The sequence below is a fragment of the Pumilibacter muris genome (genome assembly GCF_943193045.1).
GTDB classification, from domain to species: domain Bacteria; phylum Bacillota; class Clostridia; order Christensenellales; family Pumilibacteraceae; genus Pumilibacter; species Pumilibacter muris.
This window is the reverse complement of record NZ_CALPCN010000003.1, coordinates 146,064-171,890: the sequence shown is the minus strand read 5'-3', so window position 1 is coordinate 171,890 and position 25,827 is coordinate 146,064. Positions and strand designations below refer to the sequence as shown.

16 protein-coding genes are annotated in these 25,827 nt (G+C 48.4%); 1 reads left to right on the top strand and 15 read right to left on the bottom strand.

Features of this window, described 5'->3' with window-relative positions:
• Window positions 1–39: 39 nt before the first annotated feature.
• Window positions 40–888, top strand: coding sequence for a LacI family DNA-binding transcriptional regulator (locus tag NFR62_RS05335; protein ID WP_251615383.1), 849 nt, complete (start codon window positions 40–42; stop codon window positions 886–888).
• Between the two features lie 46 nt (window positions 889–934).
• On the opposite strand, the gene NFR62_RS05330 is transcribed toward NFR62_RS05335, so the two are convergent.
• From NFR62_RS05330 to NFR62_RS05260, 15 genes are all read right to left on the bottom strand, one after another.
• Window positions 935–3,172 carry a glycogen/starch/alpha-glucan phosphorylase gene (locus NFR62_RS05330; protein ID WP_251615367.1) on the bottom strand — a complete coding sequence of 746 codons (2,238 nt, stop codon included), beginning with the start codon at window positions 3,170–3,172 and terminating at the stop codon, window positions 935–937.
• A gap of 30 nt (window positions 3,173–3,202) precedes the next feature.
• On the bottom strand, window positions 3,203–4,798 hold the full coding sequence (locus NFR62_RS05325; RefSeq protein ID WP_251615364.1) for an alpha-amylase family glycosyl hydrolase: 1,596 nt from the start codon (window positions 4,796–4,798) through the stop codon (window positions 3,203–3,205).
• Window positions 4,799–4,837: 39 nt separating this feature from the next.
• On the bottom strand, window positions 4,838–5,728 hold the full coding sequence (locus tag NFR62_RS05320) for a sugar ABC transporter permease (RefSeq protein WP_251615361.1): 891 nt from the start codon (window positions 5,726–5,728) through the stop codon (window positions 4,838–4,840).
• Window positions 5,728–7,131 carry a carbohydrate ABC transporter permease gene (locus tag NFR62_RS05315; protein WP_251615358.1) on the bottom strand — a complete coding sequence of 468 codons (1,404 nt, stop codon included), beginning with the start codon at window positions 7,129–7,131 and terminating at the stop codon, window positions 5,728–5,730. The genes NFR62_RS05320 and NFR62_RS05315 overlap by 1 nt, the downstream gene beginning before the upstream one ends.
• Window positions 7,132–7,215: 84 nt before the next feature.
• Window positions 7,216–8,472: an extracellular solute-binding protein gene (locus NFR62_RS05310; protein WP_251615355.1), complete on the bottom strand. Its 1,257-nt coding sequence runs from the start codon at window positions 8,470–8,472 to the stop codon at window positions 7,216–7,218.
• Window positions 8,473–8,551: 79 nt separating this feature from the next.
• Window positions 8,552–10,105 carry an InlB B-repeat-containing protein gene (locus NFR62_RS05305; RefSeq protein ID WP_251615352.1) on the bottom strand — a complete coding sequence of 518 codons (1,554 nt, stop codon included), beginning with the start codon at window positions 10,103–10,105 and terminating at the stop codon, window positions 8,552–8,554.
• A gap of 291 nt (window positions 10,106–10,396) precedes the next feature.
• Window positions 10,397–13,051 carry a type I pullulanase gene (pulA, locus tag NFR62_RS05300; RefSeq protein WP_251615350.1) on the bottom strand — a complete coding sequence of 885 codons (2,655 nt, stop codon included), beginning with the start codon at window positions 13,049–13,051 and terminating at the stop codon, window positions 10,397–10,399.
• 242 nt (window positions 13,052–13,293) lie between these two features.
• On the bottom strand, window positions 13,294–15,351 hold the full coding sequence (locus NFR62_RS05295; RefSeq protein ID WP_251615347.1) for a sialate O-acetylesterase: 2,058 nt from the start codon (window positions 15,349–15,351) through the stop codon (window positions 13,294–13,296).
• Between the two features lie 15 nt (window positions 15,352–15,366).
• On the bottom strand, window positions 15,367–17,415 hold the full coding sequence (locus tag NFR62_RS05290) for an alpha-L-rhamnosidase-related protein (RefSeq protein WP_251615345.1): 2,049 nt from the start codon (window positions 17,413–17,415) through the stop codon (window positions 15,367–15,369).
• Window positions 17,416–17,450: 35 nt separating this feature from the next.
• Window positions 17,451–19,250, bottom strand: a complete 1,800-nt coding sequence (locus NFR62_RS05285) for a DUF4838 domain-containing protein (RefSeq protein ID WP_251615342.1) — start codon at window positions 19,248–19,250, stop codon at window positions 17,451–17,453.
• Between the two features lie 28 nt (window positions 19,251–19,278).
• Window positions 19,279–20,466, bottom strand: a complete 1,188-nt coding sequence (locus NFR62_RS05280; RefSeq protein ID WP_251615338.1) for an ROK family transcriptional regulator — start codon at window positions 20,464–20,466, stop codon at window positions 19,279–19,281.
• A gap of 220 nt (window positions 20,467–20,686) precedes the next feature.
• A complete protein-coding gene (locus NFR62_RS05275; RefSeq protein ID WP_251615336.1) occupies window positions 20,687–21,820 on the bottom strand; it encodes a metallophosphoesterase in 1,134 nt (377 codons plus the stop codon).
• Window positions 21,817–23,052 carry a hypothetical protein gene (locus NFR62_RS05270; RefSeq protein ID WP_251615333.1) on the bottom strand — a complete coding sequence of 412 codons (1,236 nt, stop codon included), beginning with the start codon at window positions 23,050–23,052 and terminating at the stop codon, window positions 21,817–21,819. The genes NFR62_RS05275 and NFR62_RS05270 overlap by 4 nt, the downstream gene beginning before the upstream one ends.
• A gap of 97 nt (window positions 23,053–23,149) precedes the next feature.
• Entirely contained in the window at window positions 23,150–24,601 is a 1,452-nt protein-coding gene (locus NFR62_RS05265; RefSeq protein ID WP_251615330.1) for a hypothetical protein, read from the bottom strand.
• A 288-nt stretch (window positions 24,602–24,889) separates the two neighbouring features.
• Entirely contained in the window at window positions 24,890–25,750 is an 861-nt protein-coding gene (locus tag NFR62_RS05260) for a carbohydrate ABC transporter permease (RefSeq protein WP_251615328.1), read from the bottom strand.
• Between the last annotated feature and the right edge of the window lie 77 nt (window positions 25,751–25,827).

The window sequence follows — 25,827 nt, the reverse complement described above, 5'->3', positions numbered from 1 at the left end:
CAGTATTTTGATAGACTATTCTTATAGGACTTTTTCACTATGAGTAATGTAGGAGAATTTTCGGGAGTTCGTGCTCCTAAGGAAAAGAGAGCGACCAATCGCGACGTAGCAAAACTCGCGGGCGTTTCCGTTGCAACCGTTTCTTATGTGATAAACGGTAGAAAAGACCAACACATATCCGAAGCTACTATTAAAAAAGTTTATCAAGCGATGAACTTTTTGAACTATTCCCCCAACCTTTACGCTGTGGGACTCAACACGCAACAACCCGAAAGCATAGTTATACGCTCGTCGAAAAACGTTAATCACTTCACGGAAATAGAAATTCTGTATTTTATGCAGTCTTTTAATCCGCTTTGCGAAAAATACGGCTACCAACTCAGCTACTCTATGGAAAAGCGCCCCACCCAAATGGCGGCTACGGCGTGCGTTTGCTTCGATATGCCGAACGACGAATTCCACACTTTGGGCAACGAAAATTACATTCCCATGATAGCAATCGACAGTTTGATTAACGACCCCATATTCTATCAGGTTACGCTCGATTATAAAAAACTCCGCGACGCGGCAAGCAAACGCTTCGGCAACGAATTCCGTTACGTTTGCGTAAAGCCGCAAAACGAAAACATAAAAAACGAAATACTTTCGGTTTTCCCCGCCGCAGAATTTATTTCAAGCCATGCCGACGTTCGCAAAATAGAGGAATCCGCCTACAATATCGCTTTGAGCCAACCTTTGTTATTCAGCGTTTTCGGCAATATTAAAGCGGAACGGATTTTCAAATACGACGGCTACGTCGCCGAACGCGCGCAAACTGTTTTCGACTGTATTCAAAAAGCGAAAAACAGACAGAAAGTTTCAGATTCGGAACATTTTATAGCTTTATAAAAAAGCTCCCGCCGCCAAAAAAACGGCGAGGGCTTTTTTGTTTTTTCTATATGTGCCAAATATCTTGCGCATATTCTTTAATTGTTCTATCCGACGAAAAATACGACGAACGGGCTACGTTTTCGAGCTGTTTGCGGGCGAAAACTTTACCTTCGGCATAATCGCGGTTGATTGCGAGCAATGCGTTAACGTAGCTTTCGAGGTCGTTCAAAATATAGTATTGGTCGGGCTTATGCCAGCTTGCGCCCACCGTTAAAGAGTTGTAAAGCTCTTTGAACTCTCCCGTGCCGCCGTCCGAAAAAGAGCCGTCCACAAGCGATTCCACAGCTTTGCGGTGCAATTCGTTTTCGGCAAGAACTGCGTTTGGATTATAGCCGCCGTTTTTGAGCGCTTCTATTTCTTGCACTGTGGCGCCGAAAATGTAGTTGTTTTCGCGCCCCGCATGCTCCACAATTTCAACGTTAGCGCCGTCCATAGTGCCGCACGTTACGGCTCCGTTCATCATAAATTTCATGTTGCCCGTGCCCGACGCCTCTAATCCCGCCGTAGACACCTGCAACGACACATCGGTGCCGGGCACTATCTTTTCGGCGTAAGACACGTTGTAATTTTGAACGAAAACAACTTTCAGTTTATCCGACACTTCGGGGTCGTTATTAACAAGGCTCGCTATTTCGTTTATGAATTTTATTATGGCTTTCGCTCGGCGATACGACGGAGCGCTTTTTGCGCCGAATATGAATACCGACGGATAAAAATTTGTAATGCTCTTATTTTTAAGCATAACGTAAAGCTCGTAAATCGCAAACGCCGTCATAAACTGGCGCTTGTATTCGTGCAGCCTTTTAACCTGAGCATAAACCAAAAAGCCGTTAGGAATAGTAATTCCCTCGTGTTTCGCTATGTGATTGAAAAGCTGCCTCTTCTTTTCGGATTTAACTTCGGTAAATTCTTTTGTTATGCCGTCGGTTTTGCCGATAAGCGCGGAATAATCGGAGTCGGCGTCGCGCCACTCTTTGCCCGCCGTTTTATCTATTAAATCGGCTAATTCGGGGTTGCAAAGCATAAGCCATCTGCGTTTTGTAACTCCGTTGGTTTTATTTCGGAACTTATCGGGAAACACTCGGTAAGCGTTGCGGAACAAACCGTTTTTCAAAATTTCGGTGTGGAGCGCGGCAACGCCGTTCACCGCCGAGCTCATGTACACGGCAAGATTAGCCATTGCGAAAGTTCCGTTACGATAAATCGCCATATCCGCGATTTCCTCTTTTGTGCAACCGAGAGCTTTCAGTTCTTTTTCCTGAATTTTGTTAAGCCGCTCTATAATGTCGGCAATTTTAGGCAAAATCTTTTTAACGAGCGACTCGTTCCAACATTCGAGAGCTTCGGGCAAAACGGTATGATTGGTATAATTAAACGAAGCTTTCGCTATGTTCACCGCATTTTTAAACGGCACACCGTATTTTTCGGTTAGCAAACGTATAAGCTCGGCAACCGCTATAACGGGATGAGTGTCGTTAAGTTGCAACGCGTTGTGCTGCGGGAACGCGTCGAAATTTTTGCCGTAGCGCGCCGCATGCCTTTCGGCGAGTTCTCCTATTGCCGCCGCCGAGAAAAAGTATTCTTGCCGCAACCGCAAGAGTTTTCCCTCTTCGGTATCGTCGGGCGGATACAACCATTCGCTGATTTTTTTAGCTTCGTCGCTCCCCTCCGCCTGAAAAAGACGCAAGGTGTTCACCCTCTTGCCTATAACGGGAATATCGTATGGCACCGCAGTAACCGAAAAATCCGCAAATTCCACAACGCGTTTTTCGTTCTCGCGCCGCACGCTCCACGGGTCGCCGTAGCGTTGCCAGTCGTCTGGCAACTCTATTTGGCGCCCGTCTTCGAGCTTTTGTTTAAAAAGACCGTATTTGTAACGAATGCCGTATCCGTATAGCGGAAGCCCGAGCGCCGCCGCAGAATCGAGAAAACAAGCGGCAAGTCTGCCGAGTCCGCCGTTGCCGAGCGCCGCGTCCTCGATTTCTTCGAACACGTTTATATCTATCCCTTTTTCTGCAAGTATACGTTTAGTCGAATCCAAAACGCCGAGTTCCATAAGATTGTTATAAAAACTGCGCCCGAGCAAATATTCTATTGAAAGGTAATAGGCGTTTCTCTCGGCGGGCGGCGAAATTCTCTCGCGCAACGAATCCATTGCCAACTCGGAAATTTCGCGGTATAGCGTTATTGCGTCTTTATTGTCGACGTTAAGTTTTTGCAGTTCTTCCTCGAATTTTTTCATAAACACCTTTTATAGTTTTCCTATTATCGTTTACGCCAAAACGGCTATTGAAAACGGCTTCATTACAAGGCTGTCTCCCTTAACCGAAGATTCGCCTACGGCGTCGAGTAAGTCGGTAAGTTTCACGTCGCCGTAGCTCGAAATGCTAACGGTAAAATCTTCCGACTCCGAAAGATTTACAAGCACCGTAACCGATTTGCCGTTGTAAGTTTTTTTGAAAGCGCTTAAATACGGGCTTTGCGACTGCACCTTTTCAACGATACCGCGAGCGATTTCGGGGTGACGGTTGCGAATCCGCATAGCCGCCTTGTAGTAGTTTAAAATAGAAGTTTCGTTCTCCGACTGCGCTTTAACCGACGGATATTTATAGGCGTTGGCGCTCATGTCTACGCCGCTTGCGGGCGGAACGAAAACCTGCCCCTCGTATACGGCGGCGTCGTCCCAAAGCATAGCTATGCGTTTAGTGGGGTCGGAGCTCGAATCCTTGCAAACCATTCCTATTTCGTCGCCGTAATACACGAAAACATTCCCGTTCATTAGCGACAACAGCCCCGCGCCCATTTTAACCTGACGCTCGCCCAAAAACATATTCGCGGCGCGCGCGGTGTCGTGGTTGCACAAAAACGGAGCTTGCGAGCCTTTGTCGTATTTGTTTTGATATTCCACCAAAAGGTTGGCGTAGTATTCGCCGGGCGCGTCTTCGAGCGATGAAAACACGTTTTTAAGAGTGCTGCCGTATGCGGCGCCCGCGCTCACCGAAAACAAAAAGCAACTGTCTATTCCGCTCTCGTAATAAGCCCTTATTTGCGCGTCGGTGCCTTCCCACACTTCGCCCACTATATATGCGTTCTTTTTAAAACTCTTAGCGGTGGTGTTCACAAACGACAAGAACTCCACGTTTTTATCAACGTCGCCCGTATAATAGCTTGTGCAGGCGTCCAAACGGAAACCGTCGGCGTTCATGTCTTTTAGCCAAAACCGCATAATTTCGGTAAGCTCGGCGCGCACAAGAGCGGAATCGAGGTTTAAGTCGGGCATTGCGGTGTCGAACCTGCATTCGTAATATTTGCCCGGAACTCCCGGAACTTCGGCATATCCGACGTTAGGCGAATCGGCAAAGTTATAATATTCGGCGTATTTGGCAACGTCGGGATTGCTCGACGTTAAAGCGCCCTTAGCCTTTTGAAACCACGAATGGCTTACCGACGTGTGGTTAAAAACCATGTCCACAATCACGTTTATGCCGCGCTTGTGAGCCTCGTTCATAAGGTTTTTGAAATCGTCGTTAGTGCCGTAATCGCTTTCAACGGTTTTATAGTCGGCAACGTCGTAGCCGTGATATGTGTTCGACTGACAAATCGGCATAAGCCATATTCCGTTAAAACCCATGTCTTTAATGTAGTCGAGCTTTTGAGTTACGCCGTTCAAATCCCCCACTCCGTCTTCGTCGGAATCGTAGTAGGAGCGCACGAAAACCTCGTACCAATTACGGTTGTTATCGTCTATAATGTTCAGCACGCCGTCGTCGCGGAACTTTGTGTCGGTTATTTTCGCACAGCCGAAAAACGGCAAACCGAACGCAAGCAGCAACGCGCAAAGCGCGAAAGCAAACCGTTTTAATTTCATATTATTGTCCTCCGAACGCGGAACTTGCCGCACCGAAAATTATTTAACAGAACCGCTCGTTACGCCTTCAACATAGTAGCGCTGCATGCCCATAAAGAGCGCGCCCACTATTACGCCCACTATAACCGCGCCCGCGCAGAACACCGTGAAATTTTCGTTAAACGAGCTGTTCTGCGAATTTATCAGCCTGTAAAGACCGAGCGCAACAGTGTATTTGTTGGCGTCGTTTATAATGGTGTTCACGAATATAAAGTCGCACCACGGCGCTATAAACGAGGTTAGCACGGTATACACTATAACGGGTTTGGCAAGCGGCAACGTAACGCGAAACAGTATGGTGAACTGACTCGCTCCGTCGAGAATAGCCGCTTCTTCGAGCGAGCGCGGAATTGTGTCGAAAAAACCTTTGCAGATATAATACGACAGCGCGGCGCCCGCAGAGTAAACCAAAATAAGCGCTACAAGCGAATTGTTAAGGTTTACCGCTTTAAGAATGAAGTATACCGCTATCATGCTCATAAAGCCCGGAAACATGCCGAGAATAAGCATAATGTTCATTATGGGCTTGCGCGCCTTAAACCTCATGCGGGAAAGCGCGTAGCTAACCATTAAAATGAACAGCGTTGTTATTGCGCACGAGCAAACCGCAACAAAAAATGTGTTGCCGAGCCAACGCTTAAACATAGTTTCTTTAAAAAGCTTGTAAAAGTTTCCGAAGCCGAGTTTTAAGTCGGCGGGAATAAGCTTGTTTATTATGCCCGTGTCGGGCGTAACTCTGAGCGCCGTGTATAAAAGATAAATTATAGGCAAAATCCACAAAATGCCGAGCAGCGCGAGCACAAAATATATTAGCCCGTTCACAACGGCGTTCTTGCTCTTTTGCCCCATGCGTTTCTTTGCGCGGCGAATTTCGTATACTCCGTTACTCATTATTGATAGTCCTCCTCGTTTTTCGCCGAACTCGAACGGTTGTAAGTTATAAGAGAAAGAGCCGCGCTTATTACGAATATTACTATACCTATTACCGACGCAACGTTATACTGCGGGTTTACGTCGGTTGTAAGGCGGTACAGCCAGGTAACCAAAAGGTCGGTAGACTGCGCCTTAGAGCCCGCGCCGTAAAGAATGTTGTCTACGGGGCCGCCGCCCGTGAGTAGCCAAATAACGTTAAAGTTGTTTATATTTCCCACAAACTGCGTTATAAGATAAGGTCCCGTTGCATGAAGCATATACGGCAAAACTATTTTCCGAAAAAGCTGCACGGGATTTGCCCCGTCAAGTCTGCCCGCCTCGTACATTTCGGAAGGAATGTTCATAAGTATGCCCGAGCACATTAAAATAGTGTACGGAATACCTATCCACATATTAACGAGTATAATCATAACGCGCGGAATAAGCGACGCATAACGGGTATCGGCAAGCCAACGCGTGTTAGTGCCCAAAATAACGTTTAAAATTCCGTCGCCGTCGAGAATTTTCTGCATTAAAAGCAGCGTAACGAATTGCGGCACGGCGATTGCCACCACAAAAAGAGTGCGCCACAACATTTTTAAGCGTATTCCCTTTTTGTTTATCATGAGCGCAAGAATCATTCCCAAGAAATAGTTGGTGAACGTTGCGAAAAACGCCCAAATAAACGTCCAGGCGAGCACTCGCAAAAACACGAGTAAAAATCCGCTTCCTCCCCCTATAGAGAACAGCTTTCCGAAAGTGGAAAAGCCTACCCAATTAAACAACTGACCGGGAGGAGTGTGCTCGTAATCGTAGTTGGTGAACGCGATGAGAATCATGAATATCAGCGGCATCACCGTGAAAACGAGCAGCCCCGCGAAAGGCGGAACAAGCAACAACAGATAAAACTTTCTGTTTATAAGCATTGAACAGTCTTGCTTGAAAGTGCTTACGGGTTTTCCTTCGGCAATAGCTTTGTCGTTATTCACGTTGCCTTTAACGTTCATTGCCCAAATCGTAACGAACACAATAAGCAATATAAACGAAACAACTCCGTACAGCAATATCAAAAAGCTGTTTTCGCCGCTCGTATATTCGTATATACCGGCGGCTTCGTTCCAAATTTCGCCGCCGAGCTGCGTTCCCAAATTACCGGTGAAAAAATATCCCAAATATTTTCCGCCGAATAGAACCATAAAAGCTATAAAGCCCGCCTCGATTAACAGATAAATAAGTCCCTTTATTATCTGCTTGCGCATCATTTGCCCGAGACCCATTATAACGCAAGAGAGCTTTACGGCAACAGAGCCGTGAACAACGTCGTACACAGCTTGTTTAACCCCGTGTCCGAAACGGCGGAAGGCGTTAGCGATTTTATTCATATTTCCCTCCGAATTTTAAAAGTGAGTATGGGAATAACGGGGCAAAATATTTTTTGCCCCGATTCCCTTTTCGAGTTATTCCGCTCAGCCTTTTGCTACCGCTTCGACAACCGCGTCGATTTGCTTTTTGGCTTCGAATTCTTTATTGTTGGTTTTGGCAGTTATCATATTGTTGCCCAAACCTTCGAGCGCCGCATAAATTGCGGTGGGAACTCCCTTTTGCGTTTTGCTGTATTCAAGCTGAGCCTGAATCGCCTTAGCGCATACGTCGTTGGTAACCTTAGGGTCGCTTTGAGCCTGTTTGTTGGTGGGCACAAATCCGCGAGCGTCGAAATGCTTTATTTGATTTTCGCGGTTGGTGTAGAACTCGGCAAACGCCACAGCGTCGGCAAGGCAGGGCGAGTGTTTGTTCACGCCTATAAGTTTGTAGCCCGCAAATGCCACAAGTTGCACCTGTTCTTCGGTTTGACCGTTAACATAAGTGTAAGCCGGAAGCTTCGCCACTCCGAAGTTATCGCCGAGATATTGCTCTATTTTGCCTCTGTTCCATATACCCGAAACGCCTGCTATAATAGAGCCGTCTTGGAATCCGGCAGTAAGCTTAGAGTCGTCGGAATCGGCTTTAAAGCCTTCCATTTTAACGTAACGCCACATAGAGTTCGTAACGTTAAGTCCCACATCGTTGTTAAAGTCTATGGTTACTTTCGTTTCGGCAAGCTTATCGCTGTAAGTAACTTCGTAGCCGAGCCCTTTGCCGAAATAGAAAGCGGTGCTGTACCAACCGTCGTTCATAGGATACGCAAACTGTTCGGTTTTGGAGCATTTTGCAAGTATCTTATCAAGCGACTTTATGTCGTCTTCGGTAAATTTCGATTTATTATAATATAAAAAGAACGTGTTGTCGGTATACGGGAACGCGTACGTTTTATCCGTTCCGCCTATGTTCACAGTTGCAGCCGCAACAGCATCTTCGGTGTTTTCGGCTTTCATCTTATCAAGACGGGAACCGCCTATTTGCGAAAGCGCGTCGCCCACGATAAGTCTGTTAAGTTGGTCGTTTGCGAACGAAAACACGTCGGCTGCGTTCTCTACGTCGGTAAGAACTTTCGTTGCCGAATCGCGTTCGCTCTGTTCCGCCCACTGAAATTCATAGTTTTTTTCGGGGTGCGCCGCTTTAAAGTCGTCAGCCACTTGCCGCGCGAACGCCATGTCTTCGGACGGCGCCCACACAACGAGAGTAGTTTTATCCGCTTTTTTATTAACGTCGCCGCATGCGACGCCGAAGCACAGCATAAAGAGAATGCCGAGCGTCAAACAAAGTAATTTTCCGAATTTTTTCATGTTTTCCTCCTTGCAAATTTGCGCACGTCTCTCCCGCCGTTTTTAATGCGGCGGGAAACGCGCGTTTGTTGTTTTTGCGTTATGCCGCTACCGCAACTGCGGTAACAGAACCGCTTGTTCCGTTAAGCGTAAGCGTTACGGTGTAAGTTCCTGCAGCCGTAAGATACACGTTTTCGCTGTTGTTATCAGGCGCACCGTACCAGTCTTTATTGCCAAGACTCGAACCGAACACGACTTTAATCGCAAAAACGGCGTTCTTATCTTTGAGCCAAGTAAATCCTTCAATAGCCGAAACATCGGTAACGGTAATCTGAGCCGTATAGGTATTTCCGCTACCCGTAAGAGCGGGAGTTACGTCCGCTTTAACCGCAAAGTTCACGGGAGCTTTTGCGGTATTGTCGTAGAACGTGCCCACAACATAATAATCGCATTTTTCGTATGCCGTCTTGTTGGTTTCGGAATTGTAGGTTACGCACCAAGTTCCCGCAGTAAGAGGAATGTTGTTCATTCCGCCGTCTACGCCGTAATCGTTTCCGCTTATTTCGTTTTTAACTTTTATCCAAGCCTTACCGTTTTGTTCCTCGCCCCAAGTGGAAACGAAATTGTCTTCGGTAATAGTTAAGAATCCCGTCCAGGTCACGCCGTCTTCGCCTTTTGTAAGATAGTTGGGCGTTCCCTCGCTCGCAACGGGGTCATACCAACTGTTGGGGTCTTCTCCTATCGAGCCGACAAAATACATCTTGTGCGTCTCTTTAAGAGGTTCGAGCGCTTCAACGAGTTCCCATTCGATTGTGTTGAAACGGTCGTAACCGGGATATACGGTTACGGTAAATTTGTATTTTCCGTCTTTGCCGTCGGCAAGCCAAGCGTTCCACATGTGGGTGCTGTAATTGCCGTTTTCCATTCCGCCGTAGAACACAACTTCGCCTTTGTCGTTTTTAACTTCGCCGTAAGCTTTGTCCTCTTTGGTAACTTCGGTTCCTCCGTTGGGGTTCGTGCCGGCAGCATATTCGAAACCTTCGAAGTCGCCTAAGCCGATTTCGGCTTTGCTTTTGTCGCCCGACCAGTCGGAATTGTAAGCGCCCGTTATAATACGGAACTTATCGCTCGGACGAAGCGTGAGTTCGAGAGTGAACACGTTCGTCTTGTCCGTTTTTTGAAGAATGAGCTCTTCGAATCCGTCTTTAACGGTGAACGTGGCGTAGCCGTTTTCGTCGAGCTTATATTCTTCGCCCACTTTTTCGGCTTCGGTGGCAAACTGCCAGTTGCTCGCTTTCATCGTTCCCGCGCCGCCGCCGATTGCATACCATAAACGGGTGTCTTGCGGAAGCACTTCGGGGCGCCAACCCGCGTAAACAGCTGTTGCCGACTTAATTTCTTTGTCGAAATCAAATTCGGTATCGCACGTTTGGTCGGCATACCAACCTATAAATACAAATCCTTCTCTGTCGGGCGTCCAGCTTGTGAGCTTTGTGCCGGGCTTAACGTCGTCCGTTCTGAGCGCCGTTCTGCCGCTGTACCATGTAACTTCCACTGTGTCCCCTTTTTTGTCGGAACACGCCGTTGCGAGCGTAGCCACGCCTAATAGCATGACGAGAGCCGTCACAACACACAACCACTTTCTTACTTTCATTTTACTCCTCCCAAATATGATTTTTTTATTTACACGCGCATCTTACGCGAGCAAACCGAAACAAAAACTTTTTGTCTTTGGCGGCGCAGCCGCCTTTTAGCTAAGCTTTTTTATTATATTTGTGTATACCTACACAAATATAAAATAGGGTACCCTATTTTCAGGCAAAAAATGTTTATTCGCTTGTCTTATATTTTTATTATAACACGTTTCCTTATTTTGTCAATACCCTTTAAAAAATTTTATCTTGTTTTTTCGACCTTTTTTTGCGCCGTAACGTTATCTTTCGCGTTATTGCGCTTTTTTAAACACATAGCACGCAAGCTTTTCAACCGTCTGCGAACCGGATAGTCCGCTTTCTATCGCCGTGTTGCCCGCGCGCGACGCGTTAACGTATAAATCCCAACTGCCTGCGGGGAGCGAAACCTGTTTGCTCTCCTCTTCGGCGTTGTAAATCACAAAGAGTTGTTCTCCGCTCGACGGGTGCGTCATTGTGAACGAAAGGAAAGCGCCTTTTGCCGAAACGAGCGAGCAAACGCCGTCGCTCGACGCAAGCCTTAACGTTTCGCAAGATTTGCGGAAAGCTATAAGCCCCTTGTAGTAGTTCGACATAATATTTTGCGGCGAATCATGAGTGAGTTTGCCCCAGTCGAGGTTGTTCACCGAATCGGGCGCATTGTAGCTGTTTTCGTTGTATGTGCCGTCGGCGTTCTTTTTGGACCTCAGCATTTCCTCGCCCGCCTGCATAAACGGAACTCCGAGCGAAGTTTGAACTATCGCCGCGCTCAGCGCGTTTCTGCGCATGCGTTCGGATAGCGTTTCTTGCTTTTCCCCGTACACATAGCATATTCTGTCCCAAAGAGTGTTGTTGTCGTGCGCCGAAACGTAGTTTATTATGTTTGTGGGATTATACGCTTCCCAACCGCCCGTTGCCGTAGCTCCGAACGCGGCGTTAGCCACGCCCCCGTTCACGCCGAACCTAACTCCCGCCGACGCTTCCGCTTTGGCTCCCGTAGCAAAGCCGACGTCTTTCGCGTCGAACACCGAGCCTTTAACCGCGTCGCGTATAACGTCGTTGAACATAGCTATTCCGTTAGTTTTCGACTCGGCGTTCACGTTTTTAAGATTTGCGAGCTTGCTTTGCGAGCCTACGTCGAGTTCGCTCGTTCCGCCCGTCCAACCCTCGCCGTATAAAAGAGCTTTCGGATTAACCGCATGAACGGACTTTTCAATTTGCTGCATTGTGGTAACGTCATGCAACGCCATTAAGTCGAACCTGAAACCGTCCACGTTATATTCGGTTTGCCAGTGGCGTATAGAATCCAACATAAATTTGCGGAACATTTCCCTATCGGACGCGGTTTCGTTGCCGCAACCCGAACCGTTCGAAAAGCTTCCGTTACTCGTGAAACGGTAGTAATAATAAGGAACTATTTTATTAAAGTTAGAATTGCCTTCGTATGTGTGGTTGTAAACAACGTCCATAACAACGCCTATGCCCGCCTTGTGCAAAGCCTGCACCATTTGCTTAAATTCGAGCACTCTCGTTTTGCCGTCGGAAGGATTTGTGGAATAGCTTCCTTCGGGAACGTTGTAGTTTTTAGGGTCGTAGCCCCAATTAAACTGCGTGTTTTTGCTCTCGTCTACCGACGCGTAGTCGAACGCGGGAAGCAAATGTACGTGAGTTATTCCGAGTTCTTTAATATAGTCTACGCCAACCGACAGCCCCGCTTCGTTTTTAAGACCGGTTTCGGTAAACGCAAGATATTTCCCTTTATATTCGGAAGACGCGATTTTGTTGGAAAAGTCGCGTATGTGAACTTCCCAAATTTGAGCGTCGGTATAGTTTTCCACACCTTCGGGCTTAAAAGGAACGTTCGTCCAACCGTTCGGGCTTACTTCCGACAAATCGAGAATCATTCCGCGATTGCCGTTTAGCCCCGCCGACACCGCGTAGGGGTCTACCGCCTCTTGCTTGCCCGCCGAAGTAGTTACGGTATAAGTGTAATACTTTCCGTTTAAAACGGAATTTTCGGTATGGCTCCAAACGCCCTTTTCTCCTTTTACGAGCGACACCGTTTTTTCCGCAGTTCCGCCGTTACCCGCCGCAAAAAGATTGAGTTTAACTTCCGACGCGGTGGGCGCCCACAAACGGAACACCGTTTGATTCTCTGTGAGCTCCACTCCGAGCTTTCCGTCGTAAACGTATTGCGACTTAAATTCTTCGCTGTCGAAATAACTGCGCGGAACAACGTTCACCGGCTCTAACGTGGCAATAGAAAGAAAATATTGTTTGGTTATATCGAGCGGCGACGCGGTTTCTATAACGCCGTTCGAATAATTTGTTTCCACCTTTTTAATTTCCACTTCCACGCCTTCGGAATCTTTAAGTTTTATATCCGAAAGTTCGAGTTTCATTCCCGCGCTCAAAACGTATTTAATACGCGTTTGAGTTTGCAAGTCGGCAAGCATTATGCTTTTCATTTCTTCGAGCGTAACTCCTCCGTCGGAGCTTGTATACGACTTTCCGTCGCCCGCTTTGGTATATATAACGGTTTCGCGCCCCGTAAGCTTAACCGAACGGTCGCTGTCGGTGCCGTCTTTGTTGCAAGTTCCCCAACTCGTGCCGCCGGGTTCGGAGCAACCCGTTCTGATTATAAATCCCACTTCGTCTATGCTCTCGGGCACGTTCACAACCACTTTCGCGCCGTAGCCGCATTCGTGGAAAGCATATCCCCTGCCCGCAACCGAACCGTACCAAAGCCAAACGTCGCAATCGTCGTAGCCGAGCGAACGGTTATAGTAAATAGTGAGCTGACGTTCGCCTTCGCCGATAGGAAGCGTATACTCTTGTTGCGTAGAATCGGCGCGCGGATTAGTGCCGCACGAACACAACATAAACATCATTGTAAGCAGTAAGGAAACGGCCGCTAAAAATCTCTTCATCTTCTAAACCCTCTCTTTTCTTATCTTACCCGATTTCTATGATTTTGAAAAGTTACTGAACCTGTTAAGTTAGTTTTATTATATACCATGAAATGGCATTTGTCAATACTTTTTTTAAAAAAATTTCTATTATTTTGCAATTTTTTTTATTTTGCGCAACAAAAAACGGGTAATGATTTTTACCCGTTTTTAAAAACTAATATTAAACCGACTTCGCGGCTTTACCGCCAAAACAACAATTTTCAGTCCGGCAATTTCGTGTCGGCGCGGGAAGGAATTTGAGCCGCAGTTTCCGCAAGCTTACGCGAATCGTTAGTGTCGGAAAGCGATATTTTGCGCAATTTTATTATGGCGCGAACTTTGCTTCTGAACAAAAATTCAACTTGAACAAAGTTTTTCCTTAACTCTTTCGCAAATTCGAGCGGCGCGCCGTCGCAGCGTAATCCTTTGCTTAAATTCACGGCAAAGCGGTTAAATTTTTTGCCTACGGGCAACGACTGCGCTGAGTTCGCGCCGTTGCAAAGCTCGAAACGGTAAACGTCGCCGCTCGACGAACGCGCCACCGCGCCCAAAAAAGTCACCTCTCCTTTTTCCGCGCACAGCTCGAAATTAAGATAGCGGTAGTCGGCAAGATGCGACTTATGCCCCGAAAGGCACACTGCGGGCGATATTCCGAACATGAAATAGTCCGCGTTATCGGGCTGCGCTTCGGCGCATAGAGTTCCGTTCGCAACTTCGATTTTCACATCGGCGCTACGGTAAATTTCGCCGCTTTGCCAAACGGCAACCTTTCGGCAAGTTCCCACGTCGGAACCGAAACAGTTTTCGTAAGTTTGGTTTCCGTTCAATTCGAGATATGCGGGAGTAAAACAGTATCCGTCGCGCACGGCTTCGCTCTTTGTGCGGTAAGGTAAAAGCGGAGCGCCGCTCGCGTCGTGCAGAACGCAGCCGTTTTGGTAAAGTTTGAAAGCGTAAGTTAAAGAGCACGGCTCGCTAACGTCGGCGCAACTCACAACTATGCGCGAGCCGTCAGCCTCAGCCGTTGCGGGATAATATTTCCCGTCGGCACCCGCAAGCGTAAAACCGTATACGCTCTCTTGTTTAAAACCGCCGCAAACGTTTTCCGCACTGCAAACAGCCTTTCCCTTTTCGTAAAACACTTGGGTAATTCGCGGATACTTACGCCCGCTAACGAGAGTATCCGCCACCCTTTCGGCGAGCGGCAACTTATTCACGGGATGAATGGGATGGTAATATAAGTCGCCGTCCTCTTTCAGCCAACGCGGTTCAATATCGTGAATGGGCACAAATCGGTAATGCGCAAACTCTTCTTCGAGCGAAGCAAGCGCTTCGTTTATATATTCGTAGCCGTGAGCATCGCCGTAAGGGTAATATTCGCACGCGATTCCCACCGCCGCGAACGTTCCGCCGAACATCGCGCGATACGTTTTAACAAGCAAGCTAAGCTCTTTTTTAAACATTCGAGCAAACCTGTAATCCCACGCGGAGCTTTCGCCCAAATACCAAACGATTCCCTCAAACGACAATCCCGAAAGCGGCGCTATTTTTTCGTTGAAAACGCCCGAAAGCTGAGTGTAATTTCGCACGCCCGCAGTATTATACGATTCTATCGGTTGATACCGCCCAACCTCGCGGGTAAATTCGAGCACTTCGCAATCCGCTTCCGCCACTTCGCGCGGCAAAAACGATTCTATGCACAAGCCGCCCATAGACGCCACTATAAACGCGGTGGGCACTCCCGTTTTTTCATACAGAACAGTGGCGGTAGCTACGGCGATTGCCGAAACTCCGTATATTTCTTTGCTCGACCCGCTAAGCCAACGGTAATCGTCGGCAAGGTCACGCAACGGAAACACGGGGCGAGTAACTTCGGATACGTCGGTAAACGGTTTTTCGGACAGAGCGAGAAACGCGACTTCGGCTTTCGCCGCCCGCGCCGCAATTTCGTCGCACTTTTCCACCGAGCCCAAAGAATACGACATATTGCTTTGCCCCGCCGCCAAATAAACGTTGCCGAAACGCGCTTTAAAACGAATTTTTTCTTCGCCGCACTCCGCTTCTATATAATAGAAAGAGTTTGTGTCGGTTACGGCGGGAAATTCCCCGTTAAACTCTTTATTCTCCGAAGCTGTTTTACAAACTGTTCGAAAAACGGGCTCGCCGCCTTTCTCCGAAAAAAGAGAAAGGCGCACGTCTCCGTCCGCCCAACCCCAAACGCGAAACGGAGTTCCGCGTTGCAAAATAATTCCGTCGGTAAAAATTTTAGCCAAACTCAACATAACTTTTTTCTCCGTTTATTTGCGGCTCAAATATTTATCCATAAAGTAGCACGGCACCGCCGACCAAGCGTGGCACAAGCTACCCGCGTCGTCGAAATCGGCTTCTCCGAGCGCGGTTTCCCAGTACGACGTTGCGCCGCTTTTAAGCATGCCGCCGAAAACGCGACAAATTTCGTTTATGCAAAAATCCTTGTCGGCAGTGTATTTCATTATTGCGTCGTATTTCCATTGAAGAGTGGCGAACGTGCACTCGCCCATTCCTTTGGGCGGATTCATGAGCGCGGCAACCGCCTTTTCGGCGCGTTCGCGCGCAATTCCCGCCGCCGCCAAAACCGCTTGCGTGTAGCCGTGCAAGCCGAACTTTTCGCCGTCGGCGCTTATAAACGACGCATACAGTCCGCTTTTACTATCGTAAAACTTTTCAAACGACGCCTCCGCCATTTGTGCCGTGCGCAAACATTCCGCCGACTTTTCGGCATAGCCCTCAGTTTTATATAAACTGCCGAGCGAGCGCGACGCGAGAGCAAACAGCGCCGTTAAAATTGCGTCGTAAGTTTGAGGTATGTCGTCGTCGCGGAAAAACGCGCCGCCGTCCAGCCCGTCAACCCATTCGTAAAAATTCCAATACCGTTTAGCCGTGAAGCAAGCCACACCGTTTTCGCCGAGACGTTCGGCAAACGCGCGCCACATGCGTTCGGCGGCGGGAAGCAACTCCCGCACAAATTCGCCGCAATAGCTTTGTTGCGCATTTTCATATAACGCGAGCAACCAATAAAGCGCGAACGACGGAATGGTTATTGTGTTTCGAGCGGGCGGGCACAGTTCGGGCAGCCCGTCGGCGGTTATGCTCGCCGCAATATCGCGCAACGCCGCTCGCGGCAAATCGAGTTCGCCGAAAACGCCGTAGCCGAAAAGCATTTGATTGCGAGAATCCATGCTGTACAACGCCTGTTCGCGCCAAGGGCAATCTTCGTAGTGAGCGTGAGCGCACAGTTTAAGGGTACGCTTGCCCGCGTCGTAAAGTTCGTTCAAAAGTCTGTCGCCCCAATCCTTTTTAAGTTCGGCGAAAGGATATAGGGCCTCGCGCAAAGTCAATCCGTTTAGCGTGAGTTCGCTCGAATCCGCAAACAACGCAACGTATCTGCAACCCAAACGGTGCAAATAGTCGCAAATAGAATTGCGCCCCGCTTTAAGCGACAACGCTATACCGAAGTTTCTTTCTCCCATAGCCGTTCTTAGGCGCAAATCGGCAAGGTGTTCGCCCCACCCGAGCATTGCGGAACAATTTTCGGGCACGCTCACGTCGCACAACAAATATCCCGCAGTTTCGGCGCCCAAGTCGAGCACAACGTATATTCCGCCGTCGCCGTCGGCTTTAAACGTTACGGACTTATCGAGAGAAGCGCTTTCCACCCTCTTTAAACCCGTCATGTCAGAAAACCGACGCGCCGAAAGCCACGCGTGTTGCATGCGTTCCGCCGCAGTTCCTTCGCGTTCGCATTTATAAATTCCCTGCGCGCAAACAACCGATTTAATCGGCGGAGTAAGTTCGAATCTTTTTATAGGGCGCGGACGCTCTTTAAACTCGGTTTTCGCTGCAACCGCTTTTCTAAACGGCAATTCGGGCGAAGTAAAATCGTAACGCCAACACGGACCTACTTGTGGAGTAACCGCGTCCGCTTCGTCAACAATAAAAGCGTAACGGCGGCAGTCGGTATGCGTTCCGCTTGCCGCAACCGAGTGCTTGCCTTCAAAGATTTCGAAAGCCGCGCAAGGAGATATAACCCTACACACCGAATAATCGCGTTCTATATGGTGGGCTACGAGTTTAAACTCGTTTTCGCCTTTAACAGTAAATTCGGTTATATCCGCAGTATCAACCGTTTTCACGCCGAACGAATCGACGTACTGCCCGAAACACGCAAGTTTGCCGTTTATGTAAGCGGCGTATTCCCAATCGGCGCCGACGCGCAAAGTTACGGCGCCGTTTCCCTTAACCGTAAACTTACTGCAAAACTCCACATACGCGGGCGCGCAGTCGCCGTCCGCCCAAATCCATTCCATACTTTTTCCTCCGAACAGAATATGCGCCTATTTTGTCAGGCGTATATTCCCACCTTTTTAGCCGCTATTATTCCATCGACAATCATGTTTTGATAAAAGTCGTCAACATACGGCTGAAATCTCAGTTCGCCGTCGTTAAAAAACTTTTTGCGTTTTTCATCCGCTTTTTTAACGCTGTTTTCGTCCGCGCCCGTAAGCTGCAACACGAGCACGTTCACAATGTTTAAGGTGTTTTCCGCCGCAAAACGCAGTATTGCAAGACTTTCGGCACAAATTTCGTCGTCGGGCTCGGGCATACGCGCAAGCTCTTTTTCTATCTGTTTTTGCGCCTCGTAAAATCCCGGCAACGCGGCGTCTCCGCTCTCTTCCTCTTTCATAAACTTAAAGCTTACCGTGCGTTCGAGCATTTTATAAAAGTCGGACGCATATTCCGCCGCGCCGCCGAAAGCGCCCTCGTAGTATTCGTTGCGAATTGCGTCGAACGAAAGTTCGGAATCGGCAAGCGCTCTGCCCATAAGATAAAACGCCAGCCCGTTGGGATAAAACGCGCGTTGAAGCTGACAACTCATATAGCCTTGCATGCCAAGCTTTTCGAGCGCCCGAATGTCTTCGAACAACACCTGCGCAAGTCTTTCGCCCCCGAAATCGCGGTTTATATCCCACATAAGGTGATAATCGAAGTCGAAACATTCTCCCGCGAAAATATTTTTCCAATCGCGCAAAAATCGCAAATATGTAGACGCGTCGTTCGGATACTTAACTTTGTTATATTCGTATTCGAGCGGTTTTCCGTTGCAAACGTCGCTATAAGGCGTGGTGTAAGTGCGGAATATGGGCGCGAACATCATTATAAATCTGTCGGGATTTTTAATGCTTTCGCTCTTAGGAACCCAGTACAAATCGAGGTATACCAAAAAACATATTTTAACCGACAGGTTGCGCTCCGATAAAAGCGAGTCGATTTCGTTAAGCATCATAACGTACCAGTCGGAAATCCGCTTTTTTCGACACTCGGCGCACTCGCAAACATTGTTCGAGTCGTCGGCAAGCCAAAAATGCAAAACGTCTATTTCGGGGTGAGCTTGCGCATAGTTTGCAACTTCCTCAGCCATAAGCTTGCGGGCTTCGGGGTTAGAATAGCACAAATGCGTGTTAAGAGGTATGCCGTTAAAAAACTTTCTGCTTCCGCCCGTTTCGGCAAGCAACCCTTTTTTATCGTCGGGCAAAGCGAGTTCCGCGCCTTTCCAACCGTTTGCTTGCACTCCTATGCAAGCGGTGGTCCAGCCGTGCCCCACCGCGTGATACACCATGTCGCGCAGTTTAATTTCGGATATTATGCGCCGCACAAACTCGGCGCTTTTCTCTTCGGTAAACTTTTCGCCGCGCTTACCGTACCAACGGTCGAAAAATTCGAACGCCGTTCTAAACTGAATGAAATAGCTGTTAAATCCTACTTTCGGCGCCCAGTCTACTATTGCGAGCACGTTTTCGAGCGACACCGAGCCTTCTATTGTTATTCCTCTGTGGCGCGCCGACGGAACTACTTCGGCATGAGCGGTAAGCTTGCCGAGCGGCTTACGCGGAATACGCTCGCCCTTATCGCCGGGACGCAAAAATCCGCAACCCACTCTGCGCAAAAAATCGTATACCCCAAGCAACAACGCGCGCGGGCGCGAAGCGGTTATGCTTCCTTTCCCGCCCGTCACGTTTATAACGTAACGTTCTTCGAAAAGGTCGGCGCCGTCGGCGCAATATAGCTCGATAGCGCCCGTCTCGCCCGTAATTTTTTTAACGTATTTATTCAGTTCGCTTTTGCAAAATTCGCGTGTCGTCATGTAAGCTCCGAAGTTGGTAAATTAAGTGTTAAATATTGTCGGCAAAAGCCTGAGTTAGTCCGGTGTTTACCGCACCCATAAGCGGCGCGTTTTCCATAAGAGACGAAAAGCGCACGGTTTTTCCGTTAAGGCAAGACGCCACAACCGCCAAAAAGCTTTCGCCGAGTTCCACCGCCGTGCCGCTGAGCACAATGGTGTCTATATCGAGAAACTCCGCCAAATTGTTGGCAACAGTTCCTATAACCCGCCCCGACGCGTCTATAATTCGGCGCACCATAACGTCGCCCGACGCGTAAGAGTCAACCATGTGTCGAATGGTTACGTCGTGCGGGTCTACGCCCTCGCTTTTCAGTTGCACCGCGAGCGGACACGCCGGGTCTGCCAACACTTCGCGCATAACCATTGCAAGCGAGGAATAAAGCGACAAACTGTCGTAATAATTAGCGTAGTTCAAGTTTTCCAAGCCGTTGGGGTCGGTGGCGAACATGTTCAGTTTAAAATAACCTATTTCGCCCGCAAAGCCGTGAGTGCCCTCGTACACTTTGCCGTCTATTATTATCGCCGCGCCGGTTCCTACGTCTATATGGAACATTAGCGCGTTCATAACGTCTTTTAAGAACGTGCCGTAAACTTTTTCGCCCTCGAAAGCCAAATTTATGTCGTTGCGCACAACGGTGCGGCATTTGAATTCTTCGGAAAAAACCTGTTCGAGCGAAACGCCTTTAAAACCTTTAAAGCGCGGATTGAGCAAAAACTCGCCGCTCGCGCGGTCTATTATTCCGGGCGACGCTATGCTTATGCAGCACAGCCTGCGCCCTTTGCATTCCTCGCCGTTCACTATGCCGCGAACCGCGTCTATAAGCGCGTTAAGGTCGCTTTTGGAAAAGCTCACCACTTCGGCGATTTCGCGCCTCACCAAAACGTTGCTCCTAAAATCCGCCGCGCACACCGTAAGCTTGCGTCCCGATAAGTCGATTGCCACAACGTAGCCGAAATCGGCGTTTATTTGCAGGTTTATGCCCGTTCTTCCCTTAGTGTCGCCGTCGCGCAAAATAAGATTGTCGGCAATGAGAGCGTCCGCGATTTTGCCTACGGCGGTATTCGAAAGTTTTAGAGCGCGAGCGATTTCGGAATACGACTGCGAACGCTCGCGCAACAAATTTATTATGTCCTCTTTGTTCTTTCGCCTTAAATAAGTTTGATTTCTTTCTTGCATAAATGCGCACTCCCGAAAACGATTTCGCGCAAGCCCGAAAGCGGCGAATAAGCCGAAAAAAGACGAACGCTTGCAAATACATTATACACCATTTTCACACATAGCGCAACAAAATTTAAACTCGGATAAAATTTATTAGGCGAACCCACCCGATTTTTGGCAAGTTTCCACAGTTACGGGCGCAAAATCAAACAGGAAAGTTTAAATTTATATTTTAGCGTCACTTTTTGCCCAAATATTCGTGCATAACTTTCAACCCGTTTTCGCCCACCGTTATGCGGGTGCCGCCGAGCACCGAACTTATGTAAGAATCGTATTCGCTCGCCTTTAAACCGTAAGTGTAGCGCACGCCGTCGTATGTTACGCTCGCGTTGTTTTCGTGGTCGTGCCCGAAGAACCAACCCTCGCAACCGTACTTTTTAAGTAGTTCGTGAAACTCGTATTCTTGGTCTATATACGAACCCGCGTCTTTATTCATATAGCCGCAGTCGCCCGCCGAATTTTCGGGCACCGCGATTTTCTTAAAGTCGGCGGAACCGTCCTCTCCGTAAAAATCGTGTCTGCCCGACGTGTAGCCGTATTTTTGAAGCCCGTTTCCGAACGCGCGCAAAGGGTGGTGAAAAAAGCCTATGCTTTTCGGCGAAACGCCGCCGTTAAATTTGCGCAACTTCTCGTTTTGCTCTATGAACCACTCTATTTGGTCGGGAAAAAGCCCCTGCGTCGAATACATGTTTTGGTCGGAATCGGAATCGGTATGCCCGTTGGAGTCCATAAGCCAAACCACTTCGGTAAGCTTGCCGCCTTGCGATATGCCTATGTTAAAATTCCCGTTGCCGTGAACCGATTCTACAGGTCCGCGTTTAAAAAGGCAATGCTCCGCTTTTTCGTATTGCTCGCAAGTCCACAAAACTCCTTTTCTCGTCTCGTTGTCGTGATTGCCGAAAGTAAGAGTCCACGCGGTTTGGTAGCTTTCCATCTCCTTTATAAGCGCGGCGAGCGAAGTTCCGTTGTCGTCGAACTCTCCGTAAACGTTGTCGCCCGAAAGCACAATCAAATCCGGCTTTACACGCTCAACTATTTCGCGCATGTGCGAAAACGCCAGCTTCTCCATATTCTCGGGCTTCCATTCCTCAACCAAATTCGGCAATCTGCCCGGATAGCGTTGTTGGTCGGAATCTATAATTTGAATGTCGGTGAGTTGCAAAACAACCGCGTCACGCCCTTCGGGAATTTCCAAAACGAAATCCACAACGTTTTCAAGTTTTTCACGCTCCTCTTTCGGCGGCTTGCCGCCGCACCCCGCAACCGCAAGAAGAGCGCCGCAGAGCATAAGCGAAACCAAACTTCTTTTCATTTTGTTTTCTCCTTTTTGCGTTTTAACGCAAGAACGCCTGACGCGAGCGCAAGAAACACGCAAGCTCCCGTTACGCTCGCGGCGGTAGCCGAGCCGCCGCAGCCGCTCGCTTTTTCGGTTTTTTCGCCGTTTACCGTAAACGTCACTTTATTGCTCGGCGCGCTGTTCAAGTTTTCAAACGTGTCGCCGCTGATTGCGGTAACCGTTATTTCATGAGTGCCCGCTTGCAATTTAGAAAGGTCGAACGACGTTCCGAACACCGTTTCTTCTCTGTCGCCTATTTTCACAACATAGCCCTCAGAGCCCTCAACGCGCTCCCAGCTTATCTTTTTGCCCGCTTCGTCGAGGGTAACTTCGGGCGACGGCAACGGCAAAATTTCGGGCGGCAACGTTTCGTCGAGCACCGCAACTTTAACGTCGTCTATAAGCACGTTGGCGGAGCAACAGTTAACGCTGAGCTTTCCGAAGTAGTCGAAAAGAGAAACGTCGAAAGTGCAATCTATTAAAACCGAGTCGTTCGCATACAGCTTGTAGTTGTTGCCTCGCGCTTCGAGTTTTATTTCTATAAAGTCGGAATCCTGTTCCGCCGCAAGGCCGGGCACTTTGTAATTTTTAGTATTGAGCGAAAGCTTGTCGCCGTATAAAAGCCCCATGTCTTTCAAATCGGACGGAGAGCCGCTTCCTATAATCGCCATTGCATGACCGCTAACTTCGGAATTAACTTTGTAACGTTGCACGAAAAACAGCAAATTGTTTGTGCCCGTATAGTGGGTTTGCGTCTTTTTACGAAACGAAAAGCCTACCCAACTGCGCTCGGCAACCCCTTCGGTGCGGAATTTCACTTTTAACGACGCGTCGAAATTTTTAACGCGAAAATCGTTGCCCGGTCCTATATAGAAAAACGTGTCGGCGCCCGTCATGTTTTTCACCTCGAGAACCTTGTTTCCGTCGGTGCCGTTTTCGTACACGACCTTAGCCGCTTCTTTTAAGTGTGAGTCCATTCCCTGAGCCTCGCCGCCGCGCAAAACGTTGTTTTCCCACTTCTCGGTAAAACTCGGAACGTTTTCTATAAAAGCGTCGGTTTGGTAGCTTTCGAAATTTTCCGCAAAGTCGGAAAGCTTGTTTTCCTCTCGCGTTTGGGCGTTTGCCGATATTCCCCCAAAAGCCCCCGCGCACACCGCCACACAAAGCATAATCGCCGCCGCAACCGACAGAAAAATGTTTCTTTTCATAGTTTAAACCTCTTTTTAAAACGCTTATAAAGCGCGAATTGTTTTTTTTATAAGAATACGGCCGCGCCGAATCCGACGCGACCGTATAGCTTTAATTTCAGCCTATCACAATCAAAACGCCGTCGCCCGCCGCCATATCGAGTTTAAGCGAATCGCCCGAAAAAGCGGTTTTAGAAGTGTTCTGCACAATATAGCCGCTCACCTCTTCGGTAAAATTCAAAGTGAGTTTTTCGGCTTCATTCAGCGAATTGTTGGTAACGTAGTAGGCGTCTTTTTTGTTGTAGTCGAAGCAGCCGATTAGCGAGTGCGCGCCCTGCGCCGACGAAAGCACGCCGTAAGAAGCAAGCAAGTCTTCGGCGGCAAGCGTTTCTTTATTCGGCATAGCGCCTATTTGCATAACTCCTTTCGAGTGCGAGCACATTAAAACTTCGTCTACCGCCGCAACTTGCGCGTTGGCTTTTTTCGCATGTTCGAAAACTTGCGTTTTGTTTCCGTTAAGGTCGAAAAGTCCGCCGTTGAAATGCTCAATAGAATTACTGTTCGGTATAACTCCCGTAAAGTATTGAATACCTTTCGCGCCGTAGGAGAGCGAAGTGTTTACCAACCATTTAACTTCCGATTCTTGGGGAATGCGCGTGTTTGCGCTGAAACTGCACGCCTGAACGTATACCCAAAAAGGCACGTTTATCTGCTTTGCATGTTTGCGCATAACCGACATGTTCTCGAAATATGTGTTTCCTACTTTCGGGAACGCGCCTCTGAGCGGATAGTTGTCGTAACTCAAAACTTGCGGCTTGCAAATTTCCACATAGTCGGAAACATACTGTTCGAATGTGTAGCTCGGAACGGAATCGGGCAACGGCAACGTGTCTACACGGTGATAATACTGTCGCTCTGTTGCGCCGAGCGGGAAAAGATTGCAATGCCAAAGCGCGCCCTTAGTTTCGGCGGGCATAATAGCTTCGAGCTTGGTTTTGCTCATAGCCAAATTTTCGAACATTGTTCTTCCCGGTTCGTCAAACTGCATAACGCCGCCGAAAGCGTCGTGATATTTAACGCGCATGAGCGTGCTTTTAACAATGGAATCGTTCACTATATTGTCGGCGCCGCCGCATGCCACAAGGTAAGAAATCCCGTTTTGCGCGCACCAATCGAGCGCTTGCTCAACCTGCGCGGAAGCGGTGTTTTCGCTCATTCCCATCATGGTGTTAACGTGAGCTTCGGCGTAATCCTTAAAAGTTTGCTCGCTTTCAAGATAGTTATGCGTATACTCCCCTATTTTAGGCGGGCACGCGTTAAACGCCGTTATGGGCATAGTTTTATAGTCGTGGCTCCGAAGCCAAAAAGAACCGTATGTGGAATAGTCTACGTTCACTTCAATATCGCCGTCGTCGGGCTCTTTATCGTTATTGTCGCCGTCGGGCGGGGTGTTCGGATTATTTCCCGTGTAATCGGGAGGAACGTCGTCTTTCGGATTGTCGCTACGGCAAGCCGCAAGCGTGCATACGCTCAAAATAGCGGCGAAAAACAAACTAAGCAGTTTTTTCATAATTTTCTCCTTTTATAACTTAAAATGCGCTCTTTTGCGAGCGGTAACCGCAAGTTCCATGCCCCGCAAAGTTTTTTTACCGTCATTGCGAGCGCAAGCGAAGCAATCTACTACACTATGCGTTGAACGCGGCGGCTCTCGCTCCATGCTCGGGATTGCCGCGTCGGGCTTCGCCATCCTCGCAATGACACCTTTGTCGTTGCGGGGGTTCGGGGACACAGTCGAAAATGTCCCCGACGTGCTTTTGCCGCACTTTTGGCACGTCTCCAAAAGTGCCAAAGCGTCGGGTTACCCCTTTAATCCGCCCACCGAAGTGTTGTTCATAATCACTTTTTGGAAGCACGCGAACACAATGAGCACAGGAACGATAGAAAGCATCATTGCGGCAAGCACTTTTGGAAGATTTACGCCCGACTCCGAATATATGCGTTGAATTCCGTAAGCTATCGTAGCCTTTTCGGGCGCGTACATATAAATCGTGAAATAGTCGTTCCAATAACCTATTCCCTGCAAAATACCCACCGAAGTGAGAGCGGGCACAGCCATAGGCAGCATAATGCGAAAATATATTCTGAACGGACCCGCGCCGTCGAGCTGAGCCGCTTCGGCATAGCCCCAACTAAGATTGCTGTAAAAACCGTGCAACAGCAAAAATCCCGTGCCGAAGCCGCCGAGCGACGTAATTAAAATACCTGTGTAAGTGTTAATAAGCCCCACGTTATTATAAAGCTTATACATAGACGCCATAGAGCCCATTGTGGGTATCATCATTATAACGATTGCCGCCGAATATAAAACCCGTCTGCCGGGAAAATCGTATTTACTCAGCACATACGCAGTTGCCGAGCACGACAGCAAACTGAGCACAGTGCATCCCACAGTTAAAATAACGCTGTTCAAATACATCATGGGAATGCCTATGCCGTTGTCTACCGTAACGGTAAAACTTTCTTTCCAGTTCTGCAAAGTCCAAACTTTGGGAAAACCGTTAACGTTCGTTAAAAAATCGAACTGCTCTTTAAACGAATTCATGATGCACCACAAAAACGGAAACAGCAACGAAATCGCATAAAGAAGAAATATAACGAACACTATGCCCATTAGTATTAAATCGGCTTTGCCGCGTTTAACTTTTTGCCTTACCTTCATATTACTCCTTTATATGAAAGGATTTAAGGAAACACCATTGCGGCGCCGCGCTTACAATAGCGAAGCGCCGCACGGTT